The following is a 23351-nucleotide window of genomic DNA, read 5'->3' on the forward strand; positions in this document are numbered from 1 at the left end:
GCGGGGCCGGGGCTGGGAAGGACGCTGAGTGTGCGCCATGGATGGCGAAGTTGACGTAAGGTATTGATAACGTGTCGCGCGAGAGACCGTCACCCGGTGACGGCACCGAAGGCGCAAACCGCCCGGAATCGCTCAGGTACCCAGGAGCGCGACACCGCAGCAAAACTCTGGAGAGCGGCCGCCTCGAGCGGTCCACCGATGGGGCAGGCGCAGTGCGCCCGAACTCTCAGGTACCAAGGACAGAGGGGCGGGTCGCCACAACCCATCGAGTTTGCGCACCCGCATGCTGAAAAAGACCGCCCTGCACCCCGAACACCTGCGCCTCGGCGCCCGCCTGGTCGATTTTGCTGGCTGGGACATGCCAATCCAGTACGGATCGCAACTGGAGGAGCACCATGCCGTCCGGCGGCACGCGGGGATGTTCGACGTCGCCCACATGTCGGCCATCGATATCGAGGGTGCCGACGCGACGGCCTTCCTGCGGCGGATGCTGGCCAATGACGTCGCCAAGCTGACGATCATCGGCAAGGCGCTCTACAGCACCCTGCTGCGGGAGGATGGCGGTGTCATTGACGATCTCATCGTCTACCGCACCGGCGAACAGCGCTACCGTCTGGTGGTCAATGCCGGCACCACCGACAAGGACCTGACCTGGCTGCGGTCGCAGTCGGCGGGGCACGCCCTCACGCTTCATCATCGTCAAGACCTCGGCATCCTCGCTGTTCAGGGGCCGCAGGCCCGGTCGATCGTCGCCCCGCTGCTGCCCGAGGGCCTGCCTGCCGCTGTTGCCGCGCTGAAACCGTTCTCGGCCGCTTGGGTGGACGACACCTTTGTCGGACGCACCGGTTACACCGGCGAAGATGGCGTCGAAGTCATCCTTCCGCATGCGGAGTTGGTCACCCTGTGGCGCGGGCTGGAAACCGCCGGGGTTCGACCCTGTGGTCTCGGTGCACGCGACACCTTGCGCCTCGAGGCCGGCATGAACCTGTACGGCCAGGACATGGACGAAACCGTTCATCCCCTGGCGGCTGGACTCGGGTGGACCATCGCCTGGTCGCCGGAAGATCGACTGTTCGTCGGCCGTGCCGCGCTGGAGGCCCTCCGTGGAACCGACCATTCCCACCTGATCGGACTGGTGCTGGAGGGGCGTGGGGTGCTGCGTGCACACATGCCGCTGCGCTTTGCCAACGGCGTCACCGGCGAGATCACCAGCGGCGGTTTCGCGCCGACGATGAAGGCTTCGATCGCGCTGGCGCGCGTCGGCGGCGGGTTTTCCGGTGCCTGTGAGGTGGAAATCCGCGGACAATGGCAGCCGGTGCGGGTGGTGAAGCCCCCCTTCGTTCGCCATGGCCAAGTGCTGGTCTGACCCTTTTTCTCTTGAACGTCTTAGCTGGAGCCCCCCCATGAGCAACATCCCTGCTGACCTGAAGTATGTCGTTTCCCACGAGTGGGTCCGTCGTGAGGCTGACGGTACCCTCACCATCGGTATTACCGACCACGCCCAGGCGGCGCTTGGCGACCTGGTGTTTGTCGAGGCGCCGGCGGTCGGCCGGGTGCTGTCGGCGCAGGAGAGCTGCGCGGTGGTGGAATCGGTAAAGGCGGCCAGTGATGTGTACGCGCCCGTGGCCGGTGAGGTGATTGGCGTCAACGACCGTCTCGCCGATGCGCCCGAAATTCTCAACACCGACCCGTATGGTGACGGTTGGATGTGGAAGATGAAGCCGGCAGAGGGCGCGGATATCGAGGCCCTGCTCGACGCCGCAGGTTACGCAAACGCGCTCAAGGACCAGTAAGCCGGTCGCGGTCGCCGCCCTCCATTCCAGCCCTCAAACCATGCCTTTCATTCCCCATACCGAAACCGATATTCGCGACATGCTGGCGGTGATCGGCGCCGCCGACATCGACGCCCTGTTCGACGAGATCCCCGCGTCCCTGCGAGCAGGGTCGTTGGGCAGCGTGCCCGACGCCCTGCCGGAAATGGCGGTCAGTCAGCTGATGCGGGCGCGTGCCGCGCAGGACGTGGTCGCACTCAACTTCATCGGGGCGGGCGCCTACGAGCACCATATCCCGGCTGCTGTCTGGGAGATCACCACCCGCGGTGAGTTCTACTCGGCCTACACGCCGTACCAGGCCGAGGCCAGTCAGGGCACGCTGCAACTGCTGTACGAGTACCAGACCATGATCTGTGCCCTCACCGGCATGGAGGTGAGTAACGCGTCGCTCTACGACGGTGCCAGTGGCCTGGGCGAGGCGCTGTTGATGGCGGTGCGCGCCAATCGTCAGAACCCGTCCGGGCGGGTGCTGATGCCGCGAACGGTGCACCCGCGCTACCGCGACGTGGTGCGGGCGACCACGTCGGCCCAGAATGTTCAGACGGTAGCGGTCGACTACGACCCCGGGCGCGGCGTCACCCTGGCCGCCGCGCTGGAGGCGCATGCCGACAGTGCGCCGACCGCGGTGGTTATCCAGCAACCCAATTTCTTCGGCCAGCTGGAAGATGTCGATGCGCTGACCGATTGGGCACACGCCCGCGGTGCCCTGGTTGTGGCGGTGGTCAATCCGACTTCGCTGGCGCTGCTGAAGCCGCCGGGACAGTGGGGCGCCCGTGGGGCCGATATCGTCTGTGGCGAGGGCCAGCCGCTGGGCGCGCCGCTGGCATCCGGCGGGCCGTACTTCGGATTCCTGACGGCGCGGCAGGCACTGGTGCGCGAGATGCCAGGGCGGATTGTCGGGCGCACGGTCGACCTCGACGGCAAACCCGGATTCACGCTGACGCTGCAGGCGCGCGAGCAGCACATCCGTCGCGCCAAGGCAAAGTCGAACATCTGCACCAACCAGGGCTTGCTGGTTACCGCCGCGACGCTCTACATGAGCCTGGTCGGGCCCGAGGGCCTGGCCCGCGTTGCCGCCGCCAGCCATCACGGCACCCAGGGGCTGGTCGCGCGGCTGACCGCCCTGCCGGGCGTAACCGTTGCGTTCGAAGGGCCGCGTTTCCATGAAGCGGTCCTGCGGCTGGACCGTCCGGTGGCGCCGGTACTGGCGCGCCTTGCCGACATCGGCATTCTCGGGGGCATCGACCTCGCGACCGATTACCCCGAACTTGGCAACGCCCTGCTGGTCTGTGTCACCGAAACCAAGACTGAAACCCACCTCGACCAGTACACGCAGGCCCTGCGTGACGTTCTGGTTACCCCGTAAAGGAGATGCGCATGTCGACCGTAACCCTCAAAGGCAATCCGGTTCAGGTGTTTGGCGAGCTTCCCGCCAAGGGGGCGGATGCCCCCGGTTTTCGGCTGGTGGGGAGTGACCTGCGCGATCTGTCGCTGCACGACTTCGCCGGCAAGCGCAAGGTGCTGAACATCTTCCCCAGCGTCGATACACCGACGTGTGCCACCAGCGTTCGCAAGTTCAACGAGCGGGCTGCCGGGCTGGCGGATACCGTGGTCCTCTGTGTATCGGCTGACCTGCCCTTCGCGCAGGCCCGATTCTGCGGTGCCGAAGGTCTCAGCAACGTCGTCACCGCATCATTGATGCGCGGACGCAACTTTGCCAAGGACTATGGCGTGCTGGTTGAAACCGGACCCTTGGCAGGTCTTACCGCGCGCGCTGTCGTGGTGCTTGACACCGACAATCGGGTGATTCATGCCGAACTGGTCGCCGAGATCGGCGACGAGCCGGACTATGACGCCGCGTTGTCGGCGCTGGGCTGAGGCCAATGGAACCGCTGATCTTCGAACGGTCGTCGCCGGGTCGGGCCGCCTGGGCGCAAATGCCCTCGGCGATGGCCGACACCAGCGACATCCCGGCGGCGCTGCGCCGCCGGGATCCGCCGCTGTTGCCGGAAGTCTCGGAACTGCAGGCGGTACGACACTACACGCGGTTGTCGCGGCTGAATTTCTCCATCGACACGCACTTCTACCCGTTGGGGTCGTGCACGATGAAGTACAACCCGCGCGCCTGTAACACCCTGGCGATGTTGCCAGGGTTTCTCGGGCGCCATCCGCTGGCGCCGGAAGACCACTCCCAGGGGTTCCTGGCCTGCCTGCACGACCTGCAGGACATCCTGCGCGACGTCACCGGCATGGCCGGCGTCAGTCTGACGCCGATGGCCGGCGCGCAGGGCGAGTTTGCCGGGGTGGCGATGATCCGTGCCTATCATGAGGCGCGAGGGGACACCGGACGCACCGAGATTCTGGTGCCCGATGCCGCGCACGGGACCAACCCGGCGACTGCCACCATGCTGGGTTACGTGGCGCGGGAAATCCCCACCAATGACGAAGGCGATGTCGATGTCGAGGCGCTGAAGGCGGCGGTGGGCCCGCAGACCGCCGGCATCATGCTGACCAATCCGTCGACCTTCGGCGTCTTCGAGCGACGCATCAAGGAGATTGCCGACATCGTGCACCAGGCCGGCGGCCTGCTGTACTACGACGGTGCCAACCTCAATGCCATTCTCGGCAAGGTGCGGCCGGGGGACATGGGGTTCGATGTCATCCACATGAACCTGCACAAGACCTTCTCGACGCCGCATGGCGGCGGTGGGCCGGGCGCCGGCGCCGTCGGTGTTTCCAAGCGGCTGCTGCCGTTCATGCCGATTCCCGTGGTCGGCAAGGCGGATGATGGCCGCTATCGCTGGCTGGACGAGCGCGACCTGCCGCAGAGCATTGGCCGTCTGTCCGCCTGGATGGGCAACGCCGGCGTCCTGCTTCGGGCCTATATCTATGCCCGCCTGCTGGGGCGCGAGGGGATGCATCGGGTGGCCGAATTTGCCACCCTCAACGCCAACTACCTGATGGTGCAGTTGCGGGCACGGGGGTTCGATCTCGCATTCCCGACGCGGCGCGCCAGTCACGAGTTCATCATCACGCTCAAACGGCAGAAGGCCGAGCTGAATCTGACCGCCACCGATATTGCCAAGCGGTTGCTGGACTACGGCTACCACGCGCCGACGATCTACTTCCCGCTACTGGTCCCCGAATGCCTGTTGATCGAACCGACCGAGACCGAAGACCGGGAGACGCTCGATGCCTTCGTCGACGCGCTTGCGGCCATCTGGGACGAGGCGAAAGTCGACATCGGCAAGGTCAAGGGCGCGCCCTACAGTCAGCCGGTGCGGCGTCTGGATGATGTCCGCGCCGCCCGCCAGCTCGACTTGCGCTGGGTCGCACCGGGCTAGGACGATGTCCAGTGGACATCGACCCCGCCAGACGGACGCACATGGAGGTGCGCCACGGGGGGCGGAAGCGTGAGCGGTATTGCCAAGGATGGCCGTCACCCACGTCATTCATCAAGAGTCTGAGTTCACTATGTCGGTTCTGATCTGCGGTTCCCTGGCGTATGACACGATCATGGTCTACTCCGGCCAATTCAAAAACGCCATCCTCCCCGACAAGGTCCACATCCTGAACGTTTCGTTCCTGGTGCCCGACCTTCGCCGTGAGTTCGGGGGCTGTGCCGGCAACATCGCCTACAACCTGTCGCTGCTGGGCGGCGACCCGCTGCCGATGGGCACCGTCGGAAAGGACTTTGATGCCTATGCCGCATGGATGGACGAACACGGCATCAGTCGGGCCCACGTGCGACAGATCGACAGCGCCTGGACGGCACAGGCCTACATCACCACTGACCTCGACGACAATCAGATCACCGCCTTCCATCCCGGCGCCATGAATCTGGCGCACACCCAGGACATCGCCACCACCGGCGTGACGGTCGGGTCGGTCTCGCCCGATGGCCGCGACGGCATGCTGCTGCATGCACAGCAGTTCGTGGATGCCGGCATCCCGTTCCTGTTTGACCCCGGGCAGGGGCTGCCGATGTTCAATGGCGAGGAGCTGAAGGCCTTCATTACGCAGGCCAGCTACGTGGCGGTGAACGACTACGAGGCAGAATTGCTGGTGGACCGCACCGGCTGGTCCCTGAAGCAGATCGCCGAGCGGGTGGACGCCCTGATCGTCACCCGCGGCGGCAAGGGATCGCATATCATCGCGCGCGGCAAGACGCACGAGATTCCGGTGGCCAAGGCCGAGTCGCTGGCCGATCCCACCGGTTGCGGCGACGCCTATCGTGGCGGGTTGCTGTTCGGCATCGCCAAGGGGCTGGACTGGGATACCACCGGCCGCATTGCGAGCTTGATGGGCGCGATCAAGATCGAACGTCCCGGGACCCAGAATCATCGTTTCACCCTTGAGGCGTTCCGAGAGCGCTACGAGCAAGAATTCCGCGCGCCGTTGAACGGCCTGTGATCCCGCCGCGTCTGCGGCCTGTTGTCCCCACCGCTCACTGGAGCCCCCGATGATCGAGCTGAAGCTCAAACCCCGCGAGGACCGACGTCTCCGCGCCGGGCACCTCTGGGTGTACTCCAATGAAATCGAGGCGGCGGAGGGCTTTCGCCAAGCCGAACCCGGCAGTCTGTGCCGGGTTCTGGATGACCGCGGACGGCCGCTGGGGCTCGGCTACCTCAATCCCCACACCTTGATCGCCGTTCGCCTGCTCACCGGCTCGGCTCAGGCCAGTATCGATGCCGACTGGTTCTCCCGGCGCCTCGAGGCCGCCCTGGCGCTGCGCGCACGGGGCCACGCCACGCCGCACTACCGTCTGGTTTTCGGCGAGGCCGACGGGCTGCCCGGACTGGTGGTTGATCGCTACGACGACCTGTTTGCCGTGCAGATCAGCACTGCCGGCATGGAACGGCTCAAACCGGCGCTGTTGGCAGCATTGCAGCGGGTGTTCTCGCCCCGTGGCATCTATTTCGCCAATGACTTGCCGATGCGCGCCACCGAGGGCTTGTCGTTGCAGGACGAAACGGTTGGCGAGGTCCCGGAGCAGGTGGAACTTGACGAGTCCGGGGTGCGCTTCCGGGTGCCCCTGGCGGGCGGGCAGAAGACCGGCTGGTTCTATGACCAGCGTCAGAATCGTGACCGCTGGGCACGCTACGCGGCGGGCGGACGGGTCCTGGATGTCTTCAGCTATGCCGGCGGTTGGGCGCTGCGGTCGCTGGCGGCCGGCGCCGAATCGGCGACCTGTATCGACCGCTCCGAGCCGGCGTTGGCCGCGGCAGCCGACAGCGCCGGCCTCAATGGCATGTCGCTGGAGGCCCTGCAGGGCGAGGCGCTCGACGTCATGAAGCGGCTCCGCACCGACGGCCGCAGTTTCGATGTGGTGGTGGTGGATCCGCCCGCACTGGTCAAACGCAAGAAGGACTTTCAGCACGGGCTCGAGCACTACGCGGCGCTGAACCGGGCGGCCATTCAACTGCTGGCACCCGATGCGATCCTGATCAGCTGCTCCTGCTCACATCATGTCGCCGAGGCCGATCTGCAGCGGGTGCTGTTGCGCGAGGCGCGGACGGCGAATCGGCGCATGCAGATTCTCGAAACTGGCGCGCAGGGACCGGATCATCCGGTGCATCCCGCGATTCCGGAGACGCGCTACCTCAAGGGCATCGTCAGCCGGCTGCATACGGGATAGCCGCGTGACGGGCGCGATGGACGCGGTCACCGGGACGCCGCAGACGCCGGGTACAATGCGGCCATGTTGACCCATCCCAACTTCGATCCCGTGGCACTGGCGCTCGGGCCGGTCAAGGTGCACTGGTACGGCCTGATGTATCTGGCCGGCTTCTATGGCGCCTGGTGGCTGGGGACGCGCCGTGCCCGCCAGCCCCACATCAACTGGCCGCGTGAGCAGGTCACCGACCTGTTGTTCTACATCGTCATGGGGGTGATCCTCGGCGGCCGGATCGGCTACACGTTGTTCTACAACTTCGACCGGTTTCTGGCCGAGCCGCTGGTGATCCTGCGGATGTGGGAAGGCGGCATGAGTTTTCACGGGGGCCTGTTGGGCGTCGTGGTTGCCTACTTCTGGTTTGCCCGGGTGAAGAATCGCAATGTCTTCGACATTGCCGATTTCGCTGCACCGCTGGTGCCGATGGGCCTGCTGACCGGGCGAATCGGCAACTTCATCAATGGCGAACTCTATGGCGCGCCGACCCAGATGCCCTGGGGCATGGTGTTCCCGGCGGCGAGCCCCGAGCCCCGGCATCCGTCGATGCTCTACGAGGCCGGCCTTGAGGGGTTGGCCATGTTGATCATTCTGTGGTGGTTCTCGCGGAACCCACGGCCGAGAATGGCGGTTTCCGGGTTGTTTCTCGTCCTCTACGGCGTGTTCCGCTCGCTGGTGGAACTGGTCCGGTTGCCGGATGCCCATATCGGCTATCTCTACGGCACGACCTGGTTCACCATGGGCATGCAGCTGTGCGTGCCGATGCTGTTGGTCGGCGGCGCCATGCTGCTGCTGGCGTACCGACGGCCGGTCGCGCGGGAGGGCTGAGCTGATGCAGGCCTATCTCGACCTGATGCGCCATGTCCTCGACCATGGCACCGAGAAGACGGATCGCACCGGTACCGGCACCCGCTCGGTTTTCGGCCATCAGATGCGGTTTGACCTGTCGGCCGGATTTCCGCTGGTGACTACCAAGAAGGTGCACCTGAAATCAATCATCGTCGAGTTGCTGTGGTTCCTTCGGGGCGACACCAACATCGGTTGGCTGAAAGAGCGGGGTGTCAGCATCTGGGACGAGTGGGCCGACCCGCAGGGTGATCTGGGCCCGGTTTACGGCAAGCAGTGGCGCAGTTGGCCGACGCCCGACGGCCGCCAGGTGGACCAGATCCGTGAGGTGTTGGCGCAGCTCCGTTCGACGCCGGATTCGCGCCGCATGATCGTCTCCGCCTGGAACGTCGGTGAGCTCGACAAGATGGCACTGATGCCCTGTCATGCCCTGTTCCAGTTCTACGTTGCCGATGGCCGGCTGTCGTGCCAGCTGTATCAGCGCAGTGCCGACATCTTTCTCGGTGTTCCCTTCAACATCGCCTCCTATGCATTGCTGACGATGATGATCGCGCAGGTGTGTGGCCTGCAGCCGGGCGATTTCGTCTGGACCGGGGGCGACTGTCACCTCTACGCCAATCATCTCGAACAGGCCGCGCTGCAACTGACCCGGCCGCCGAGGGCGCTGCCACGGATGGAGCTCAATCCCGCAGTGACCGATCTGTTCGCCTTCGTGCCGGAGGACTTCACCCTGACCGGGTATGACCCGCATCCGCATATCAAGGCGCCGGTCGCGGTCTGACCGTCCGTGGGCGGCCCAGCTGCCGTTCGCCATGTTGCGCCCCGGAAGATCTCGACCTTCTTTATGCTGCGGACATGAATACACCTGATATCACGCGTCCGATCTGCCTGATCGCCGCACTGGGGCGCAATCGTGTGATTGGCCGAGACGGCGCGCTTCCGTGGCAACTGCCAGATGATCTGCGGCGGTTCAAGCAGCTCACGCTGGGGCAGCCGGTGGTGATGGGGCGGCGCACCTGGGAATCGCTGGGGCGACCGCTGCCGGGGCGCGAAAATCGGGTGTTGACGCGCAACCCAGGCTATACCGCGCCCGGAGCGGCTGTGTTCGATACCCTCGACAACGCGCTGCTGCCGCCAAGCGAGGGCAAATTGTGGGTGATCGGCGGCGGCGACCTGTATTCGCAGGCATTGCCGCGTGCCCAGAGCCTGTATCTCACCGAGGTGGATGCGGCGCCCGACGGCGACGCCTGGTTCCCCAACTGGGACGAGACGGTGTGGACCTGCGTGTCGCGTACCCATCATCCGGCTGACGACCGACATGCGGTCGCCTTCGATTTCGCCGAGTACCAGCGCAGATGAACGTTCGCGCGGCACTGCTGCTGGTCGTGTTGCCGACCATCTTGCAGGCTGCCGAGCCCGAGGTTGTCGACATCCGTTTCGAGGGCAACACCACGACGCGTGAGGGGGTGCTGCGGCGCGAACTGGTCTGGGTCGAGGGCACAGCGCCCGATGCCGAGGCATTGGAAGATGACCGCCAGGCGCTTTTGGACCTCGGGCTGTTCCGTGAAGTGGATGTCAGTACCGATGACCTGCCCGAAGGGCGGGTGCTCACGTACCGGGTGCGGGAGAAGTACTACCTGCTGCCCTTGCCGCGAATCTCGGCGAATGTTGACGGGCGGTACAGCTATGGGGCCCAGGTTCGATGGAGCAACGTTCTGGGGCTCAACCATCGCATGGTGCTCTACGGTCAGCGCGAGAACGCCGAAACCGAGGGGGTGGGCGAAGAAGTGCAGTACGCCCTCGACTATGTGGCGCCGGCGTTGACCGGGCGCTACGAGACGCTTGCCTTCGGGGTCAGCCATTTGAAACGGCCTGTGGAGGATGCCACCGGCATGGCGACCTACGAGGAGCGTATCGACACCCTCGGTATCAACTGGTCGCGGCAGCTGACCCAGGGACGGTCGAATCAGGGCTGGTCGGTGGGGGTGGGGCCGAGCTGGCGGCGGCAGGTGACCGCGGGCGCAACCGCGCCGCCCTCCGATGGCGAGGCCGTCGCGGTGGGCGGGCAACTGGGCTATCGCAATCTGCGCTTCAAGGTTTACAGCGACGAGGGCCTGCGTCTGGGGATCGGCGTGGATACCGCCGTGGAGGGTCTGGCGGCGGACTATGACTTCGTTCGCTGGAGGAGCGATGTCGCCTGGTTCCGGCCGCTGGGGGACACCCCGCACCAGAGTCTGCAGCTGTTTGCCGAAGTCGGTGGTTATCACGGGGGGCCGGCCAGTATCGATGCCTTCGCGCTCGGCGGCGGCGGCCAGCTGCGCGCGTTCGAACGGGATTTCATTGAGGGCGATGCCTACTATCGGTTGGCGGCGGAGTGGTTGCGTCCGTTGCATTGGCCCTGGCTGCGGACCCTGGTGGTGCTGGAGGCGGGCAACGTGTTTGAAGATGTCTCCGACGTCAGCCTGTCTCGGGTGTACACCAGTCTCGGTCTCGGTGTGCGCTTGCGCATCACGCAGTTCGTCAATCTCGAGGTGGAACTGGGGTGGGCATTCCCGATCGGTCAGAGCGGGTCGGGTGCCGCCTTCGGCGGCCGGCCCTGACCATCGACGGGCCCATGCTGTAAATTGGGCTCATCCTCATCATTCCGGAGATCTTCATGAGCGACCTTCAGGCCGCCTTCGCCCAGGCGCAGGCTGACGTCAAGACCCTGACCAAGCGACCCGCCAACGAAGACATGCTGTTCCTCTACGCGCATTTCAAGCAGGCAGCCGAAGGGGATGTCAGTGGCAGCCGACCGGGGATGCTCGACATGGTCGGGCGTGCCAAATACGACGCCTGGGCCAAGCTCAAGGGTACGGCCGCCGATACGGCCCGTCAGGCCTATATCGACAAGGTGGGAGCGCTGCTGAAGAGCCATCGCTAGATCGTGGCAGCCGGCATGCAGAACGCGCTGACGGCGCGGGCGGACTACCCGCGTTTCGAGTCGCTTGACACCCGTTGGAAAGACAATGACGTGTATGGGCATGTCAACAATGTCGAGTACTACAGCTATTTCGATACGGTCATCAATCGCTACCTGATCACCGAGGGCGGTCTCGACATTCATGCCGGTGCGGTGATCGGTCTTTGCGTTGATTCACACTGCCGTTATCACGCACCGCTGGCGTTTCCCGACCGTATCGAAGCCGGGCTTCGGGTTGCTCATCTGGGTCGTACCAGCGTCCGGTACCAGATCGCGCTGTTTCGCGAGGGGGCCGCCGAGCCCGCGGCAGAGGGGGGCTTTGTTCATGTTTTTGTCGACCGCGCCACGCGGCGACCGCAGCCACCACCGGCGCCGCTGCGTGCCGCGCTTGAAGCACTGTATCGCCCCACCCAGGAGCCCTCATCGTGACGATGAAAACCCGCGCCGCCGTACTGCGCCAGATGGGCCTGCCGGCTCCGTACGCCGATTCCCGTCCACTGCAGGTCGAGACCGTGGATCTGGCCCCCCCGGCTGAGGGAGAGTTGCTGATTCGCGTGCAAGCCGCCGGCCTGTGTCATTCCGATCTGTCGGTGATCAACGGATCGCGCCCCCGGGTGATGCCGATGGTGCTCGGGCATGAGGCAGCGGGCGTGGTCGAGGCCTGCGGCCCAGGCGTGACCGACTTTGCGCCGGGGGACGCGGTGGTGTTTTCCTTTGTCCCGGTCTGTGGCCATTGCGACCCCTGCGCCAGCGGTCGTGCCGCATTGTGTGAACCGGGCGCGCGCGCCAACGTCGCAGGCAGCCTTCTGGGCGGGACCACACCCTTCACCGATTGCGGTGATGGTGCGACACTGCATCATCATCTGGGCGTATCGGGGTTCGCCGAACGGACGGTGGTGTCCCAGCGCTCGGCGGTGAAGATCGACCCCAGCCTGCCGCCGGAGATTGCAGCGCTGTTCGGTTGTGCGGTGATGACCGGCGTCGGCAGTGTGGTCAATACCGCCCGGGTCGCGCCCGGACAGAGTGTTGCGGTATTCGGTATGGGCGGTGTCGGGTTGGCAGCCCTGTTGGGCGCCGTGGCCAGCGGCGCGTATCCGGTGGTGGCGGTCGACGTGCGCGCCGACAAGTTGGCGCTGGCCCGCGAGTTGGGTGCCACCCACACCATTCTCGCAGCGGCCGAGATCGACGTGCCGGCGGCCATCAAGGCGGCCGTGCCCGGCGGAGTCGAGGTTGCCGTGGAGACGGTGGGCCATGAGCAGGTACTGCTGCAGGCCTATCAGGCCACGCGTCGGGGCGGGACCACCGTGACCGTCGGCTTGCCGCATCCCTCCCGCAATTTCGTCATATCGGCGGTGAGTCTGGTGGCCGAGGAGCGGACGGTGAAGGGCTCTTACATGGGGTCCTGCGTACCCTCTCGCGATGTTCCTCGGTTCGTTGCGCTGTATCGGGCCGGCCGGCTGCCGGTCGATCGGCTGCTGACCCATACCCTGACGCTGGACCAGATCAACGAAGGCTTTGACCGGTTGGCACGCGGTGAGGCGGTACGCCAAGTGGTCCTGTTCACGGCGGAATTAACCAGAAAGGTAATATAAATTACCTTTGCGGCGCGGAAGACGATTTGGGCGTACCCGCCGAGAACTCTCGATCACACAAAGAAACCTTGACCTTGTCCGCGAACCGACAGTGGGTCTGTTACCATCCGCGCAGCGTTATACCTGCAGAGTGGTAATAATAATTTCCTTGGAGTTCTGATGATCCCCCGCACCGTTTTCTCCTCTGATCACGAGGATTTTCGCCAGACCAGCCGTCGCTTCATCGAAGAAGAGATCATGCCGCATCACGAGCGCTGGGAAGCCCAGCAGCATGTGGATCGGGCGATCTGGAACCGCGCCGGTGAGCTCGGCATGTTGAACATGTCGATGCCCGAGGAGTACGGCGGATCGGGCGACCGCCTTTTCAGCGTGGTGCAGATGGAGGAGCTGGCCCGCGCCGGCGCCACCGGAATCGGCTGGCCGCTGCACAGTGAGATCGTCGCCCATTACATCAACAATTTCGGCAGCAAGGAGCAGAAGGCGCATTGGCTGCCGAAGATGGCCTCCGGCGAGACGGTCACCGCGATCGCCATGACCGAGCCCGGAACCGGGTCGGACCTGCAGGGCGTCAAGACCCGTGCGGTTGCAGACGGCGACGACTATGTCATCAATGGATCGAAGATTTTCATCACCAACGGCTATCTCTGCGATCTCGCGGTGGTGGTGGTGAAGACCGGTGACACCGGCGAGGGTGCCAAGGATATTTCCTTGATCCTTGTTGAGGCGGACCGCGAAGGTTTCAGCAAGGGCAAGCCGCTGAAGAAGGTCGGCATGCATGCGCAGGACACCTGCGAACTGTTCTTCGAGAACGTGCGCGTGCCCAAGGCCAACCTGCTTGGCCGCGAGGGCATGGGCTTCGTCATGTTGATGCAGGAGCTTGCCTGGGAACGGTTGATCATCGCCATCACGTCCATCGCCGGTGCCGAAGCGGTGCTGGAAAAGACCATCGAGTACACCCGCAGCCGCAAGGTTTTCGGCAAGCCGGTGGCCAGCTTCCAGAACACCCGGTTCAAATTGGCCGAGCTGAAGACCGAATTGGCGATCGGACGGACCTTTGTCGACCGTTGCCTTGAACAGGTCACCAAGAAAAAGCTTGGGGTCGATGACGCCGCAATGGCGAAGTACTGGACCTCGGATCTGATGTGCAAGGTGATCGACGAGTGCGTTCAGTTGCACGGTGGCTATGGCTACATGATGGAGTATCCGGTCGCCAAGGCATGGATCGATGCCCGTGCCCAGCGCATCTATGGCGGCACCAATGAGATCATGAAGGAACTGATCGCCCGCACCCTCTAGGGAGTCGCCATGTCTGCCAACCCGTTGCTGAAGGGCATTCGTGTCCTCGATTTGTCGCGCCTGCTGCCGGGCCCGTTCTGCTCGCTGTATCTCGCCCAGATGGGCGCCGAGGTGATCAAGATCGAGGAGCCCGGCACCGGGGACTATTGCCGCAGCTTGTCGCCCGAGATGTTCACCCTCGTCAATCGGGGCAAGAAATCGGTGGTGCTGGACCTGCGCCAGCCGGAGGATGCCGAGGCCTTCCGTCGGCTGGCCGACGATGCCGATGTCGTGCTGGAATCCTTTCGGCCCGGTGTCATGGCCAAGTTGGGCTGTGACTACGCCACCTTGCGGGCGCGGAATCCGCGTCTGGTCTATGCCGCGCTGACGGGCTACGGGCAGACCGGCCCGTATGCCAGTCGGCCCGGGCATGACATGAACTATCGCGGCTATGCGGGCGACCTGCATCAGAACGCGCCGCTGGGTGGCGCGCCGGTGCAGGGTAACTTCCAGGTGGCAGACCTTGCCGGTGGTGCACTGACCTGTGCCGTGGGTATTCTCGCCGCGGTGATCGGCGCGCGCAGTAGCGGCGAAGGCACCTTCGTTGATGTCGGCATGATGGATGGCACCCTGGCGCTGCAGGTGGCCGCCTTGAGCGCGCAGCGCACGGTGGGGCAGGTGCCGGCGCCCAGTGCCGATGCGCTGTCCGGCGCGATGCCGAACTACAGCGTTTACGAGACCGCGGACGGCCGGTATCTCGCGGTGGGCTCGCTGGAGTTCAAGTTCTTCAAGCGCCTGCTGGAACTTGCCGACGCCACCGAGCTGTTGAAGTTGCCGTTGGTCCCCGGTCCGAAAGGGCAGCCGCTGCGCGACGCGCTGACGACGTTGTTCAGGGGGCGCACGCAAGCGCAGTGGGAGCAGTTGCTGGCCCATGAGGATACCTGTGTGTCCGGCATCCTGACCCTGGATGAGGCGCTCGACAACGAACAGGTGCGTGCACGTGGGCTGGTGCGCAGCGTCGCGGGCAAGCCGGCCATCGGCTTGCCGATCCAGTTCAGTCATGCGGAACCCGTCGAAGGCGACAGCCCGGCGCTCGGGGCGCACACCGCCGAGGTGTTGTCCCGCGGTTGACCCACCTGTTGCGCGGATGTGAGAGTTTTGGGTGTCAACCTGAACGATCGATCTGTGCGGCGTACACTCACCGGGTTGAACATGAATCGATACGGCAGGCAGTCTGCGGTTGCACGGCGGGCGCCCTCCGCCGGTGTCCGCCGCTCGTACGCGATCACCCTGCCGTCTGGCGCAAACCGTTTTGTCAACGTGGCCCTATCGGGCTGCGGGTGTCAGAATTAGGTCAAGAAAACCATATGGGGAAACAAACATGCTGATCCTGACGCGGAGAGTGGGTGAGACCGTCATCATCGGTGGCGGTATCACGATCACCGTCCTCGACATCAAGGGTGGACAGGTCCGGTTGGGTGTGATGGCACCGAAGGAAGTGCCGGTGCATCGCGGTGAACTGGTGGAACGCGAGCGTGAACGCGCGGCCGCGGCCGCGGCCAACAAGCCCGAAGAATAACAAGGCGACAACCGCGCCTTTACCTGCGCACGGCGCGTCGCTACAATCGCGCCCCGCCTGAGGAGATTCTCTGGCGCCGGGGCGCCCGTAGCTCAGCTGGATAGAGCACCAGGCTACGAACTTGGGGGTCGGAGGTTCGAATCCTTCCGGGCGCACCACTGTTGCAGTGAGGGAGTTTCCCTCGTGTCGTCCCGGAGAGTTGGCCGAGTGGACGAAGGCGCTCCCCTGCTAAGGGAGTATAGGGTTTATCCCCTATCGAGGGTTCGAATCCCTCACTCTCCGCCAGTTTTTTCAGGCAGATCGTGTGGGCTCGTAGCTCAGCTGGATAGAGCACCAGGCTACGAACTTGGGGGTCGGGAGTTCGAATCTCTCCGAGCCCACCATTTGTCTTCTCCGTCACACCTCCACGTTTGGACGCCAAGCCCCGAAGTCGGGCAGGCTGCGTCCCTGATTCCACGTGTGCAGGTTGATGGTCTCCTCTGATCCACTCGCGGTGGCCGTGATCGGTGCCGGCATGGCGGGCCTTGGCTGTGCCCGACGTCTGCAGCAGGCGGGCGTGATGGTTCGGGTGTTCGACAAGGGTCGACATCCCGGAGGCCGCGTCGCCAGTCGCGATACCGCTGCGGGCAGTTGTGACCATGGCGCCCAGTTCTTTACCGGGCGAACCGACGCGTTCGTCAATCTGATGCGGTCGAGTGGCGCTGCAGCTGCACCCTGGGCGCTGCCGACGAAACCTGAGCCGTGCTGGGTCGGTGCACCAAGCATGCGCGACTTCGCGCGGTCGCTGGCGCACGGGCTCGAGGTTCACAATGGCCTGACGCTGACCGGACTGCAACGCAGGGATGACGGGTGGCAGTTGCGCCTTCGCGATCACAACGATGTCACGTCCACCGCTTCTGGCTTCGCGGCCGTGTTGCTGACGGTGCCGGCACCGCAGCTGGCGTCCCTGTTGCCGGCCGCTGCGACGCTGGATGGCAGCGATGTCCGCTACGCCCCCAGTTGGACGGTGATGCTGGCGCCCGACGGGCCGCCGCCACCGGTTCCCGCGGGACAGCGCCTGGAAGATGGCGGGCCTCTCGGCTGGGTGGCGGACGAACAGTCCAAGCCGCAGCGAGCGGGACATCCGCGGTACATCGTTCAGGCATCGGCGGCCTGGTCGGCGGCGCACATCGAGTCCACGGCCGACGCCGTCATGGCGCAGATCGGCACAGCGATGAGGCAAATGTGGGCGGTGCCGTTCCGGGCGCTGTCCGCGCATCGCTGGCGGTACGCCCTTGCCACACACTGTGCGGACGGGCCGCAGTGGGATGACCATCTACGACTCGGATGCGCCGGCGATGGCTTCGCAGCGGCGCGAGTGGAGTCGGCCTGGGGCAGCGGTGTTGCGCTGGCCGACATCGCCCTAGTGCATCTGGGCAGGGCCGGCGCCGGTGGCTGATCGCGGACGCCGAGTGCTGTGGACAGGTGCCCGATCGGCAGGACGTCTGCTGTTGAGCCGTCTGCCCGGACGTCGCGAGACGCCGTGGGCCGCGATCGGCGAGGACTGGTTCAACACCCTGGGCGAGATGAAAGGTGCGGCGATGAAGCTGGGACAGCTGGCGTCGCAGTACGCCGATCTGCTGCCCCCTGAGCTGGCAGCGCCCCTGGCGCGCCTGCAGCGCGAGGCGGTTCCTCGTGCCTTCGCTGAGATCGATGCGGTATTACGCCAGCAATGGTCGGCGCAGGCCTGGGCCCAAATCGACTGGCTGGACCCGACCGCGATGGCGGCAGCCTCGATCGGGCAAGTGCATCGCGCGCGGCTGGTGGATGGTCGGGAGGTCGTGGTGAAGGTCCGTTACCCGGGCGTCGCCGAGGCGGTCGACGAAGATGTTGATGCACTCGGGCGTCTGTTGCGCATGGGCCGGCTGTTGCAGATTGACCGGGCGGCGCTGGACGGGCTACTGGCCGAGGTGCGGGTCCGCTTCCGCGAGGAAACCGATTACGCGCAGGAACTGCGGCATCTGGAGAACCTCCGCGCACGCGCTGCGCATCCCGCTGTCCGCTATCCCGAGCCGGTACCCGAATTGTGCGGCGAGGCCGTCCTGGTAACCCGCTATTGTCCCGCAGATGCGCTCGCGGAGGCGGTGAGGTATCCGCAGCCGGTACGCGATCGATTGGGCACCGTGCTGCTCGAATGGTCGTTGTCGCAGGTTTTCCAGGCCGGCGTGATCCACGCCGATCCGCATCCCGGCAATTTCGGCTTCTCGATGGACGGGACGATAACGGTCTACGATTTCGGCTGCGTCAAACCGCTGGCGTCGCGGCTGCCGCCGCAGCTCTTGAAGGGGCTGTCGGCGGCGCTGGATGGCGATGTCGCCGCCCTCCACGCGGTACTCTTCGTGCTCGATGCGTTGCCGGTCGATGCCCACGATCCGCAGGTGCGGCAGCAGATCGGCACGACCTTGGCGCCCGCATATCGCGCCATGCTCGAGGTGACGGTCGATCGCCTGGTGTCGGCACCGCAATTCGACTTTGCTGACACGGAGCTCATCGACGAGGCGCGACGCGTGGTTCGCCAACACTTGCGTCTCTGGCGGTTGTTCCGGCCGGTACCGCCACTGGCCTTCGCGGCCCGCGCCGTCAGCGGCCATTACTGGATGCTGCGCGCGCTCGGCGCCCGAGTGCCGGTGGCAGGCTTGTTGCGCCATTGGTCGGATACACCCTGAGCCGGCTCGTTGGCAGTTCGCGGTCTGGGCTACCCTGAAGGCTGCGTACCCCGACACAGGGCGGGTCGTCGTCACCGAGTCGCCCGAAGGAGACTGCATGTCAGCTGAACTGGCTCCCGATGCTGCCGGCCGCGGGCCGGCCCATGCCGCACTGATCGAGGCCGCCGCGCGGTTTGCCAAGGATGTCCCCGGAAACGTCGACTGGGTGAGTGCGTACTTTCGCACCACCGACGAAGAGATTCTTGCCGCGCTGCCGTTGGCGCAGTGCCTGGAAGCCGCCCATGCCCATCGCCGCTTCGCCGCCGTGCGCCCTCCCGGGGCCGGTCACCTGCGGGTTGATGCCACCGGCGATGGCCGTCGGATGCGTTTGTTGGTGGTCAGCCCGGATCGCCCGTTTCTGGTCGACAGCCTGCTGCTGAACTTGCGCCGGGCCGGCGCAACGATTCATTGGGTGGTTCACCCGTTGCTGGCGCTGGCGCGCACCGACGCCGCCTTGCCGGACGCTGCGGCGAATGGTCCGGTTGAATCGCTGGTGCAGGTGCTGTTCGAGCCGCCACCGACCAATTCGACCGAGGCGCTTGTCTCACGGTTGCGTCAAACCCTGCAGGAGGTCCACCAGGCGGTCGCCGACTATCCGGCCATCTGCGATCGCCTGAGGGCCCTGGCCGACGACCTGCGCGCCCTGCAGGGCGGCGCTGCGCAGGACGAGGCTGCCGCCTTCGTCGACTGGCTTGTCGACGGCCATTTCACCTTCCTCGGCCTGATGGAGACGACCCTGACCGATGCGGCGGGACGCTCCGGCTTCCATATGCAGACCGAATCCGGGCTCGGTCTGGCCCGTCCGAACGGCCCCTTGGCCGATACCGATGCGCTGATGGCGCCCAGCGCCGAACTCGACAAGTACGCCGGATCGACCCGGCTGGTGGTGGTGACCAAGGCCATGCGGCGCGCCACCGTGCACCACGACGAGTACCTCGACGTCATCTCGATCAAGCATCTCGGACCGCAGGGTGGCATCGGCGGCACCGTGCGCGTCATCGGCCTGTTCACCAGCGATGTCTACGACGAACGTCCCCGACATATCCCGCTGTTGCGCGCCAAGATCGGCCAGTTGCTGGACCGCGCCGGCGTTGGCCCGGGCTCCCATGCCGGCAAGCAGCTGCGCGACGTGGTGGCCATGTTGCCCCGCGACGAGTTGTGGCAGTCCTCGGAAGAGGAGCTGTATGCCCTGGCGCGGGGGGTTCATGCCCTGCGCGACCAGCCGCGGCTGCGATTGTTCCTGCGTCGTGACCGCTACGGGCGTTACTTCTCGGCACTGGTGTATGTCCCGCGAGAGCGGTATACCCGCGACTGGCGAGACCAGGTAGTCGACACCCTGATGTCCGCGCTGAGCGGGACCGAGGTTGATCGCCGGGTCGAGTTCCCGCGGGGTGGGGTTCATGCGCGCTTGCATCTGCTGATTCGTACCCCCCCGGGGACCGCATCGCCGCCCGATGTGACGGCGATCGAGGCGGCGCTGGAGGCGGCCACACGCACCTGGGCCCAGGGTCTCGAAATGGCGCTGCGACGATTGCCGGACGGCGATGCGCTGTGGCGTCGATGGGGACAGGCCTTTGACCGCGGGTTCACCGAGGCGACGCTACCCGAGGCTGCCTGCGACGATATCGCGGTGCTCGAGCAGCTTGATGACGCCCAGCCGATACGCGTCCGACTCCTGGTGACGGACAGTGAAGATGCGGCTTGTGTCACCCATCTCCGGCTCTACAGCCGCGGTCAACCGGCGGCGTTGTCGGAGGTGCTGCCCCGGCTCGAACATTTCGGACTTTTTGTGACCGAGCAGGACCCGGGGGAAGTCCGGCCGGTGGGTGCGCCGCCGGCGTGGGTCCACCGATTCGAGGTACGAGTGCACGGGCGCTGTGTCGGCACCGCCGCCGAGCAGCAGCAACGTTTCGAGTCTGCATTTCACGCGTTGTTGCGGGGCGAGGTCGAGGACGACAGCCTGCATCGGCTGGTGCTCCTTGGCGGACTGGGGGTCCGCGACGTGGTGATCCTTCGTTTGCTGACCCGCTATCTGGTACAGACCGGACTGCCGTATTCGCGCAATTTCATGATGGATCGGCTGGTGGCGTCGCCATCACTTGCGGCGAAGCTGGTGGCGCTGTTTCACGCCCGCTTTGACCCGGCGCAGCCGCGCGACGGACGTGCTGCGGCAGTGGCCGGCGTCGACGCCGAACTTGATGCGGCGCTCGACGCGGTTCCGGGCCTCGACGCAGACAGGGTGTTGCGGGCCTGTACGGCGGTCATTCGCGCCGGGCTTCGCACCAATTTTTATCTCGGCAAGCCTGAAATCAGCCTCAAGCTCGATCCCCGGCGACTGCCAGAACTGCCGTTGCCTCGCCCGATGTTCGAAATCTATGTCTACAGCACGACCATGGAGGGCGTTCATCTGCGCGGGGGACAGGTGGCCCGTGGCGGTCTTCGCTGGTCCGACCGTCTGCAGGACTATCGCACCGAAGTGCTGGGCCTGATGAAGGCGCAACAGGTGAAGAACAGCATCATCGTCCCGGGCGGGGCAAAGGGCGGGTTCGTGCTTCGGGGAGGCGATCGCAGTGATCGCGAAGCCTGGTCTGCGGCCGGCCGTGCCGCGTATGTCGCCTTCCTGCGCGGCCTGCTCGATCTCACCGACAACCGCGAGGGGCAGCGGATCGTGGCGCCGGCCGGCGTCGTCTGTCATGACGGACCCGATCCCTATCTGGTGGTCGCGGCCGACAAGGGGACCGCCCGTTTTTCGGATCTCGCCAACGCCACTGCCGCCGAGTACGGCTTCTGGCTCGGCGATGCCTTTGCCTCCGGCGGCAGCCAGGGTTATGACCACAAGGCCATGGGGATCACCGCGCGGGGTGCGTGGGAAAGTGTGCGTCGACACTTCCGTGCACTGGGCGCCGACAGTCGCGATATCCAGACCGCGCCGTTCACCGTGATCGGCATCGGGGACATGAGCGGCGACGTGTTCGGCAACGGCATGTTGCTGTCACCGCAGATCCGGCTGATCGCCGCGTTCGACCATCGTCATATATTCATCGACCCGAACCCGGATCCGGCGCGCAGCTTTGCCGAGCGCCAACGACTGTTCGCGCTACCCCGTTCCAGTTGGGCTGACTACGATCCGGCGGCGCTGTCAGCGGGGGGAGGCATATTCGAGCGCAGCACCAAGCAGATTGCCCTGTCGCCCGAGGCCAGGGCGGCACTTGCGACCGATGTCGAGCGAATGGGGCCATTCGATCTGATCCACTGCATTCTGCAAGCGCCGGCAGACCTGCTGTGGAATGGCGGCATCGGCACCTACGTCAAGGCCAGCCACGAGTCGCATGCGGTTGCAGGCGATCGTGGTAACGACGCCGTCCGTATCGACGCCCGTGATCTCAGGGTGCGCGTCATCGGTGAGGGCGGCAATCTCGGCCTGACCCAGGCGGCCCGAATCGAGTTTTCGCTGGGCGGCGGGCTGGTCAACACCGATGCCGTCGACAACGCCGGGGGTGTGCACAGCTCCGACCGGGAAGTGAATATCAAAATCCCGCTCAATACCCTGATGCGTGAAGGCACGCTTGATCGCGCGACGCGCGATCCGCTGCTGGTATCGATGACCGACGACCTGATCGCGGCGGTACTGCATGACAACCGACTGCAGAGTGGGGCGCTGGGGCTGATGGCGGCGGGTGGCGTGGCGCGGCTGGATGAACACTTGCAGTTGCTGACGCGACTGGAGCGCGACGGCTATCTTGATCGTCGTGTTGAGGGCTTGCCCGATGACGAGCGTTTGCAGGAACGCCGTCGACGCGGACTGGGACTGACCCGACCGGAACTGGCAGTGCTGCTGGCATACGCCAAGATTGCGCTCTTCGATGAGCTGGTGGCCAGCGAGGTACCGGACGACCCCGCCCTGCTGCCCTGGCTGATCGGCTACTTTCCGGCAGCCTTGGTCGAGCGTTATCCCACGGCGCTGGAGCAGCACCAGCTGCGCCGGGAGATCATTGCCACCGTGTTGGCCAACGCGATCTGCAACCGCATGGGGGCACCGTTTGCCCATCGCGTTGCGGCTGAGCTGGGCGTGCGCCGACCGCAAGTCGTGCAGGCCTGGGCGCGTGCGCACGCGCTGATGGACGCCGACGTCTACTGGGCCTGGACCGATGCCCCAGCCTCGCCGCTGGACCTGCCGCAGCAGCAGGTGGTGGGCCAACGGGTTGGCGGGCTGTTGAAGCATGTCACCCGATATCTGTTGACGCTGCCGCCATCGATCGATTCAGCGACGCTGCAGTCTCGCTATGCTGCCTGGCGAGCGCTACTGGCCGATCCGGCCCTGCAGGCAGCATTGCCCCCGGCTTACGCCGCCGACCATCAGCGGGTCATCGAACAGCATGTCGAATCCGGCTTCGACCGTGCACCGGCCATCACGCTGGCCACCACCCGGTTGTACGGTCTGATCCCCGACCTGGTCATGCTTGACCCGCAAGGTCGGCATTCACCCCGCGCACTGGTGGATCTGCACCTGGCAGTGGGCGAACGGTTTGCCTTGCCGTGGCTGCAGGCGCAGGTGGCCCAGTTGCAGGTGAGCGGGCGCTGGCCGGCGCTGGCACGGGGGAATCTGCGAGACGATGTCTATCGGGTGCATCGCCAGCTTACGGCACAGGTGTTGTCGCAGTCCGGCGACGTCGTGGACACCGCAATGACGATGCAGCACTGGTCGGCGCCGCGTGAGGAGCGACTCCGATTTCTCGAACATCGGCTGTCGGCGCTCAGGGCCGACAGTGGTGACGACTTCATGCGGCTGGTGGTGGCGGTGCGCGAACTGTTTCGTCTCTGTGCAGCAGGTGCCTGAGCTGTATTGACGG

Annotated in this window: 20 protein-coding genes, 3 tRNA genes and 1 riboswitch; all 23 genes read left to right on the top strand. The window is 65.4% G+C overall.

Annotation, left to right across the window (positions count from 1 at the left end):
* Nucleotides 1-67: 67 nt before the first annotated feature.
* Nucleotides 68-159, top strand: a riboswitch (glycine riboswitch).
* 124 nt (nucleotides 160-283) lie between these two features.
* The 23 genes from gcvT to JN531_RS10180 all read left to right on the top strand — a co-directional run bounded on the left by gcvT (nucleotide 284) and on the right by JN531_RS10180 (nucleotide 23338).
* On the top strand, nucleotides 284-1366 hold the full coding sequence (gene gcvT / locus JN531_RS10070) for a glycine cleavage system aminomethyltransferase GcvT (RefSeq protein ID WP_228348741.1): 1083 nt from the start codon (nucleotides 284-286) through the stop codon (nucleotides 1364-1366).
* A 37-nt stretch (nucleotides 1367-1403) separates the two neighbouring features.
* Nucleotides 1404-1793 (top strand): glycine cleavage system protein GcvH, encoded by a 390-nt coding sequence (gene gcvH, locus JN531_RS10075; RefSeq protein ID WP_228348742.1) that lies wholly within the window; start codon nucleotides 1404-1406, stop codon nucleotides 1791-1793.
* Between the two features lie 40 nt (nucleotides 1794-1833).
* Entirely contained in the window at nucleotides 1834-3198 is a 1365-nt protein-coding gene (gene gcvPA, locus JN531_RS10080) for an aminomethyl-transferring glycine dehydrogenase subunit GcvPA (protein WP_228348743.1), read from the top strand.
* 11 nt (nucleotides 3199-3209) lie between these two features.
* Nucleotides 3210-3710, top strand: coding sequence for a thiol peroxidase (tpx, locus tag JN531_RS10085; RefSeq protein WP_228348744.1), 501 nt, complete (start codon nucleotides 3210-3212; stop codon nucleotides 3708-3710).
* Between the two features lie 5 nt (nucleotides 3711-3715).
* Nucleotides 3716-5176, top strand: coding sequence for an aminomethyl-transferring glycine dehydrogenase subunit GcvPB (gcvPB, locus tag JN531_RS10090; protein WP_228348745.1), 1461 nt, complete (start codon nucleotides 3716-3718; stop codon nucleotides 5174-5176).
* A gap of 130 nt (nucleotides 5177-5306) precedes the next feature.
* Nucleotides 5307-6245, top strand: a complete 939-nt coding sequence (locus tag JN531_RS10095) for a carbohydrate kinase family protein (RefSeq protein WP_228348746.1) — start codon at nucleotides 5307-5309, stop codon at nucleotides 6243-6245.
* Between the two features lie 49 nt (nucleotides 6246-6294).
* Entirely contained in the window at nucleotides 6295-7470 is a 1176-nt protein-coding gene (locus JN531_RS10100; protein WP_228348747.1) for a class I SAM-dependent rRNA methyltransferase, read from the top strand.
* A gap of 63 nt (nucleotides 7471-7533) precedes the next feature.
* Nucleotides 7534-8331, top strand: coding sequence for a prolipoprotein diacylglyceryl transferase (gene lgt, locus JN531_RS10105; RefSeq protein ID WP_228348748.1), 798 nt, complete (start codon nucleotides 7534-7536; stop codon nucleotides 8329-8331).
* 4 nt (nucleotides 8332-8335) lie between these two features.
* Nucleotides 8336-9130 carry a thymidylate synthase gene (locus JN531_RS10110; RefSeq protein ID WP_228348749.1) on the top strand — a complete coding sequence of 265 codons (795 nt, stop codon included), beginning with the start codon at nucleotides 8336-8338 and terminating at the stop codon, nucleotides 9128-9130.
* Nucleotides 9131-9204: 74 nt separating this feature from the next.
* On the top strand, nucleotides 9205-9708 hold the full coding sequence (locus tag JN531_RS10115) for a dihydrofolate reductase (protein WP_228348750.1): 504 nt from the start codon (nucleotides 9205-9207) through the stop codon (nucleotides 9706-9708).
* Entirely contained in the window at nucleotides 9705-10949 is a 1245-nt protein-coding gene (locus tag JN531_RS10120; RefSeq protein WP_228348751.1) for a POTRA domain-containing protein, read from the top strand. The genes JN531_RS10115 and JN531_RS10120 overlap by 4 nt, the downstream gene beginning before the upstream one ends.
* A gap of 56 nt (nucleotides 10950-11005) precedes the next feature.
* Nucleotides 11006-11272 (top strand): acyl-CoA-binding protein, encoded by a 267-nt coding sequence (locus JN531_RS10125; protein WP_228348752.1) that lies wholly within the window; start codon nucleotides 11006-11008, stop codon nucleotides 11270-11272.
* A 15-nt stretch (nucleotides 11273-11287) separates the two neighbouring features.
* A complete protein-coding gene (locus JN531_RS10130) occupies nucleotides 11288-11740 on the top strand; it encodes an acyl-CoA thioesterase (protein WP_228348753.1) in 453 nt (150 codons plus the stop codon).
* Between the two features lie 2 nt (nucleotides 11741-11742).
* A complete protein-coding gene (locus JN531_RS10135; protein WP_228349987.1) occupies nucleotides 11743-12903 on the top strand; it encodes a zinc-dependent alcohol dehydrogenase family protein in 1161 nt (386 codons plus the stop codon).
* A 159-nt stretch (nucleotides 12904-13062) separates the two neighbouring features.
* A complete protein-coding gene (locus tag JN531_RS10140) occupies nucleotides 13063-14199 on the top strand; it encodes an acyl-CoA dehydrogenase family protein (protein ID WP_228348754.1) in 1137 nt (378 codons plus the stop codon).
* 9 nt (nucleotides 14200-14208) lie between these two features.
* On the top strand, nucleotides 14209-15309 hold the full coding sequence (locus tag JN531_RS10145; protein WP_228348755.1) for a CaiB/BaiF CoA transferase family protein: 1101 nt from the start codon (nucleotides 14209-14211) through the stop codon (nucleotides 15307-15309).
* Between the two features lie 250 nt (nucleotides 15310-15559).
* A complete protein-coding gene (gene csrA, locus JN531_RS10150; protein ID WP_228348756.1) occupies nucleotides 15560-15757 on the top strand; it encodes a carbon storage regulator CsrA in 198 nt (65 codons plus the stop codon).
* Nucleotides 15758-15838: 81 nt separating this feature from the next.
* Nucleotides 15839-15915, top strand: a tRNA-Arg gene (locus JN531_RS10155).
* A 35-nt stretch (nucleotides 15916-15950) separates the two neighbouring features.
* Nucleotides 15951-16042: transfer RNA gene (locus JN531_RS10160), tRNA-Ser, on the top strand.
* A gap of 21 nt (nucleotides 16043-16063) precedes the next feature.
* Nucleotides 16064-16140: transfer RNA gene (locus JN531_RS10165), tRNA-Arg, on the top strand.
* 86 nt (nucleotides 16141-16226) lie between these two features.
* Nucleotides 16227-17195 (top strand): NAD(P)/FAD-dependent oxidoreductase, encoded by a 969-nt coding sequence (locus JN531_RS10170; protein ID WP_228348757.1) that lies wholly within the window; start codon nucleotides 16227-16229, stop codon nucleotides 17193-17195.
* Nucleotides 17196-17247: 52 nt separating this feature from the next.
* Entirely contained in the window at nucleotides 17248-18462 is a 1215-nt protein-coding gene (locus JN531_RS10175) for an ABC1 kinase family protein (RefSeq protein ID WP_228348758.1), read from the top strand.
* 97 nt (nucleotides 18463-18559) lie between these two features.
* Nucleotides 18560-23338 carry an NAD-glutamate dehydrogenase gene (locus JN531_RS10180; RefSeq protein ID WP_228348759.1) on the top strand — a complete coding sequence of 1593 codons (4779 nt, stop codon included), beginning with the start codon at nucleotides 18560-18562 and terminating at the stop codon, nucleotides 23336-23338.
* The last annotated feature ends 13 nt before the right edge of the window (nucleotides 23339-23351 follow it).

The sequence above is a fragment of the Flagellatimonas centrodinii genome, assembly GCF_016918765.2.
In the GTDB taxonomy this organism is placed as follows: domain Bacteria; phylum Pseudomonadota; class Gammaproteobacteria; order Nevskiales; family Nevskiaceae; genus Polycyclovorans; species Polycyclovorans centrodinii.

What these genes read in the sequence shown, in the direction of transcription:
- gcvT (WP_228348741.1), top strand. Translation starts at nt 284, where the DNA reads ATGCTGAAAAAGACCGCCCTGCACCCCGAACACCTGCGCCTCGGCGCC.
- gcvH (WP_228348742.1), top strand. Translation starts at nt 1,404, where the DNA reads ATGAGCAACATCCCTGCTGACCTGAAGTATGTCGTTTCCCACGAGTGG.
- gcvPA (WP_228348743.1), top strand. Translation starts at nt 1,834, where the DNA reads ATGCCTTTCATTCCCCATACCGAAACCGATATTCGCGACATGCTGGCG.
- tpx (WP_228348744.1), top strand. Translation starts at nt 3,210, where the DNA reads ATGTCGACCGTAACCCTCAAAGGCAATCCGGTTCAGGTGTTTGGCGAG.
- gcvPB (WP_228348745.1), top strand. Translation starts at nt 3,716, where the DNA reads ATGGAACCGCTGATCTTCGAACGGTCGTCGCCGGGTCGGGCCGCCTGG.
- JN531_RS10095 (WP_228348746.1), top strand. Translation starts at nt 5,307, where the DNA reads ATGTCGGTTCTGATCTGCGGTTCCCTGGCGTATGACACGATCATGGTC.
- JN531_RS10100 (WP_228348747.1), top strand. Translation starts at nt 6,295, where the DNA reads ATGATCGAGCTGAAGCTCAAACCCCGCGAGGACCGACGTCTCCGCGCC.
- lgt (WP_228348748.1), top strand. Translation starts at nt 7,534, where the DNA reads ATGTTGACCCATCCCAACTTCGATCCCGTGGCACTGGCGCTCGGGCCG.
- JN531_RS10110 (WP_228348749.1), top strand. Translation starts at nt 8,336, where the DNA reads ATGCAGGCCTATCTCGACCTGATGCGCCATGTCCTCGACCATGGCACC.
- JN531_RS10115 (WP_228348750.1), top strand. Translation starts at nt 9,205, where the DNA reads ATGAATACACCTGATATCACGCGTCCGATCTGCCTGATCGCCGCACTG.
- JN531_RS10120 (WP_228348751.1), top strand. Translation starts at nt 9,705, where the DNA reads ATGAACGTTCGCGCGGCACTGCTGCTGGTCGTGTTGCCGACCATCTTG.
- JN531_RS10125 (WP_228348752.1), top strand. Translation starts at nt 11,006, where the DNA reads ATGAGCGACCTTCAGGCCGCCTTCGCCCAGGCGCAGGCTGACGTCAAG.
- JN531_RS10130 (WP_228348753.1), top strand. Translation starts at nt 11,288, where the DNA reads ATGCAGAACGCGCTGACGGCGCGGGCGGACTACCCGCGTTTCGAGTCG.
- JN531_RS10135 (WP_228349987.1), top strand. Translation starts at nt 11,743, where the DNA reads ATGAAAACCCGCGCCGCCGTACTGCGCCAGATGGGCCTGCCGGCTCCG.
- JN531_RS10140 (WP_228348754.1), top strand. Translation starts at nt 13,063, where the DNA reads ATGATCCCCCGCACCGTTTTCTCCTCTGATCACGAGGATTTTCGCCAG.
- JN531_RS10145 (WP_228348755.1), top strand. Translation starts at nt 14,209, where the DNA reads ATGTCTGCCAACCCGTTGCTGAAGGGCATTCGTGTCCTCGATTTGTCG.
- csrA (WP_228348756.1), top strand. Translation starts at nt 15,560, where the DNA reads ATGCTGATCCTGACGCGGAGAGTGGGTGAGACCGTCATCATCGGTGGC.
- JN531_RS10170 (WP_228348757.1), top strand. Translation starts at nt 16,227, where the DNA reads ATGGTCTCCTCTGATCCACTCGCGGTGGCCGTGATCGGTGCCGGCATG.
- JN531_RS10180 (WP_228348759.1), top strand. Translation starts at nt 18,560, where the DNA reads ATGTCAGCTGAACTGGCTCCCGATGCTGCCGGCCGCGGGCCGGCCCAT.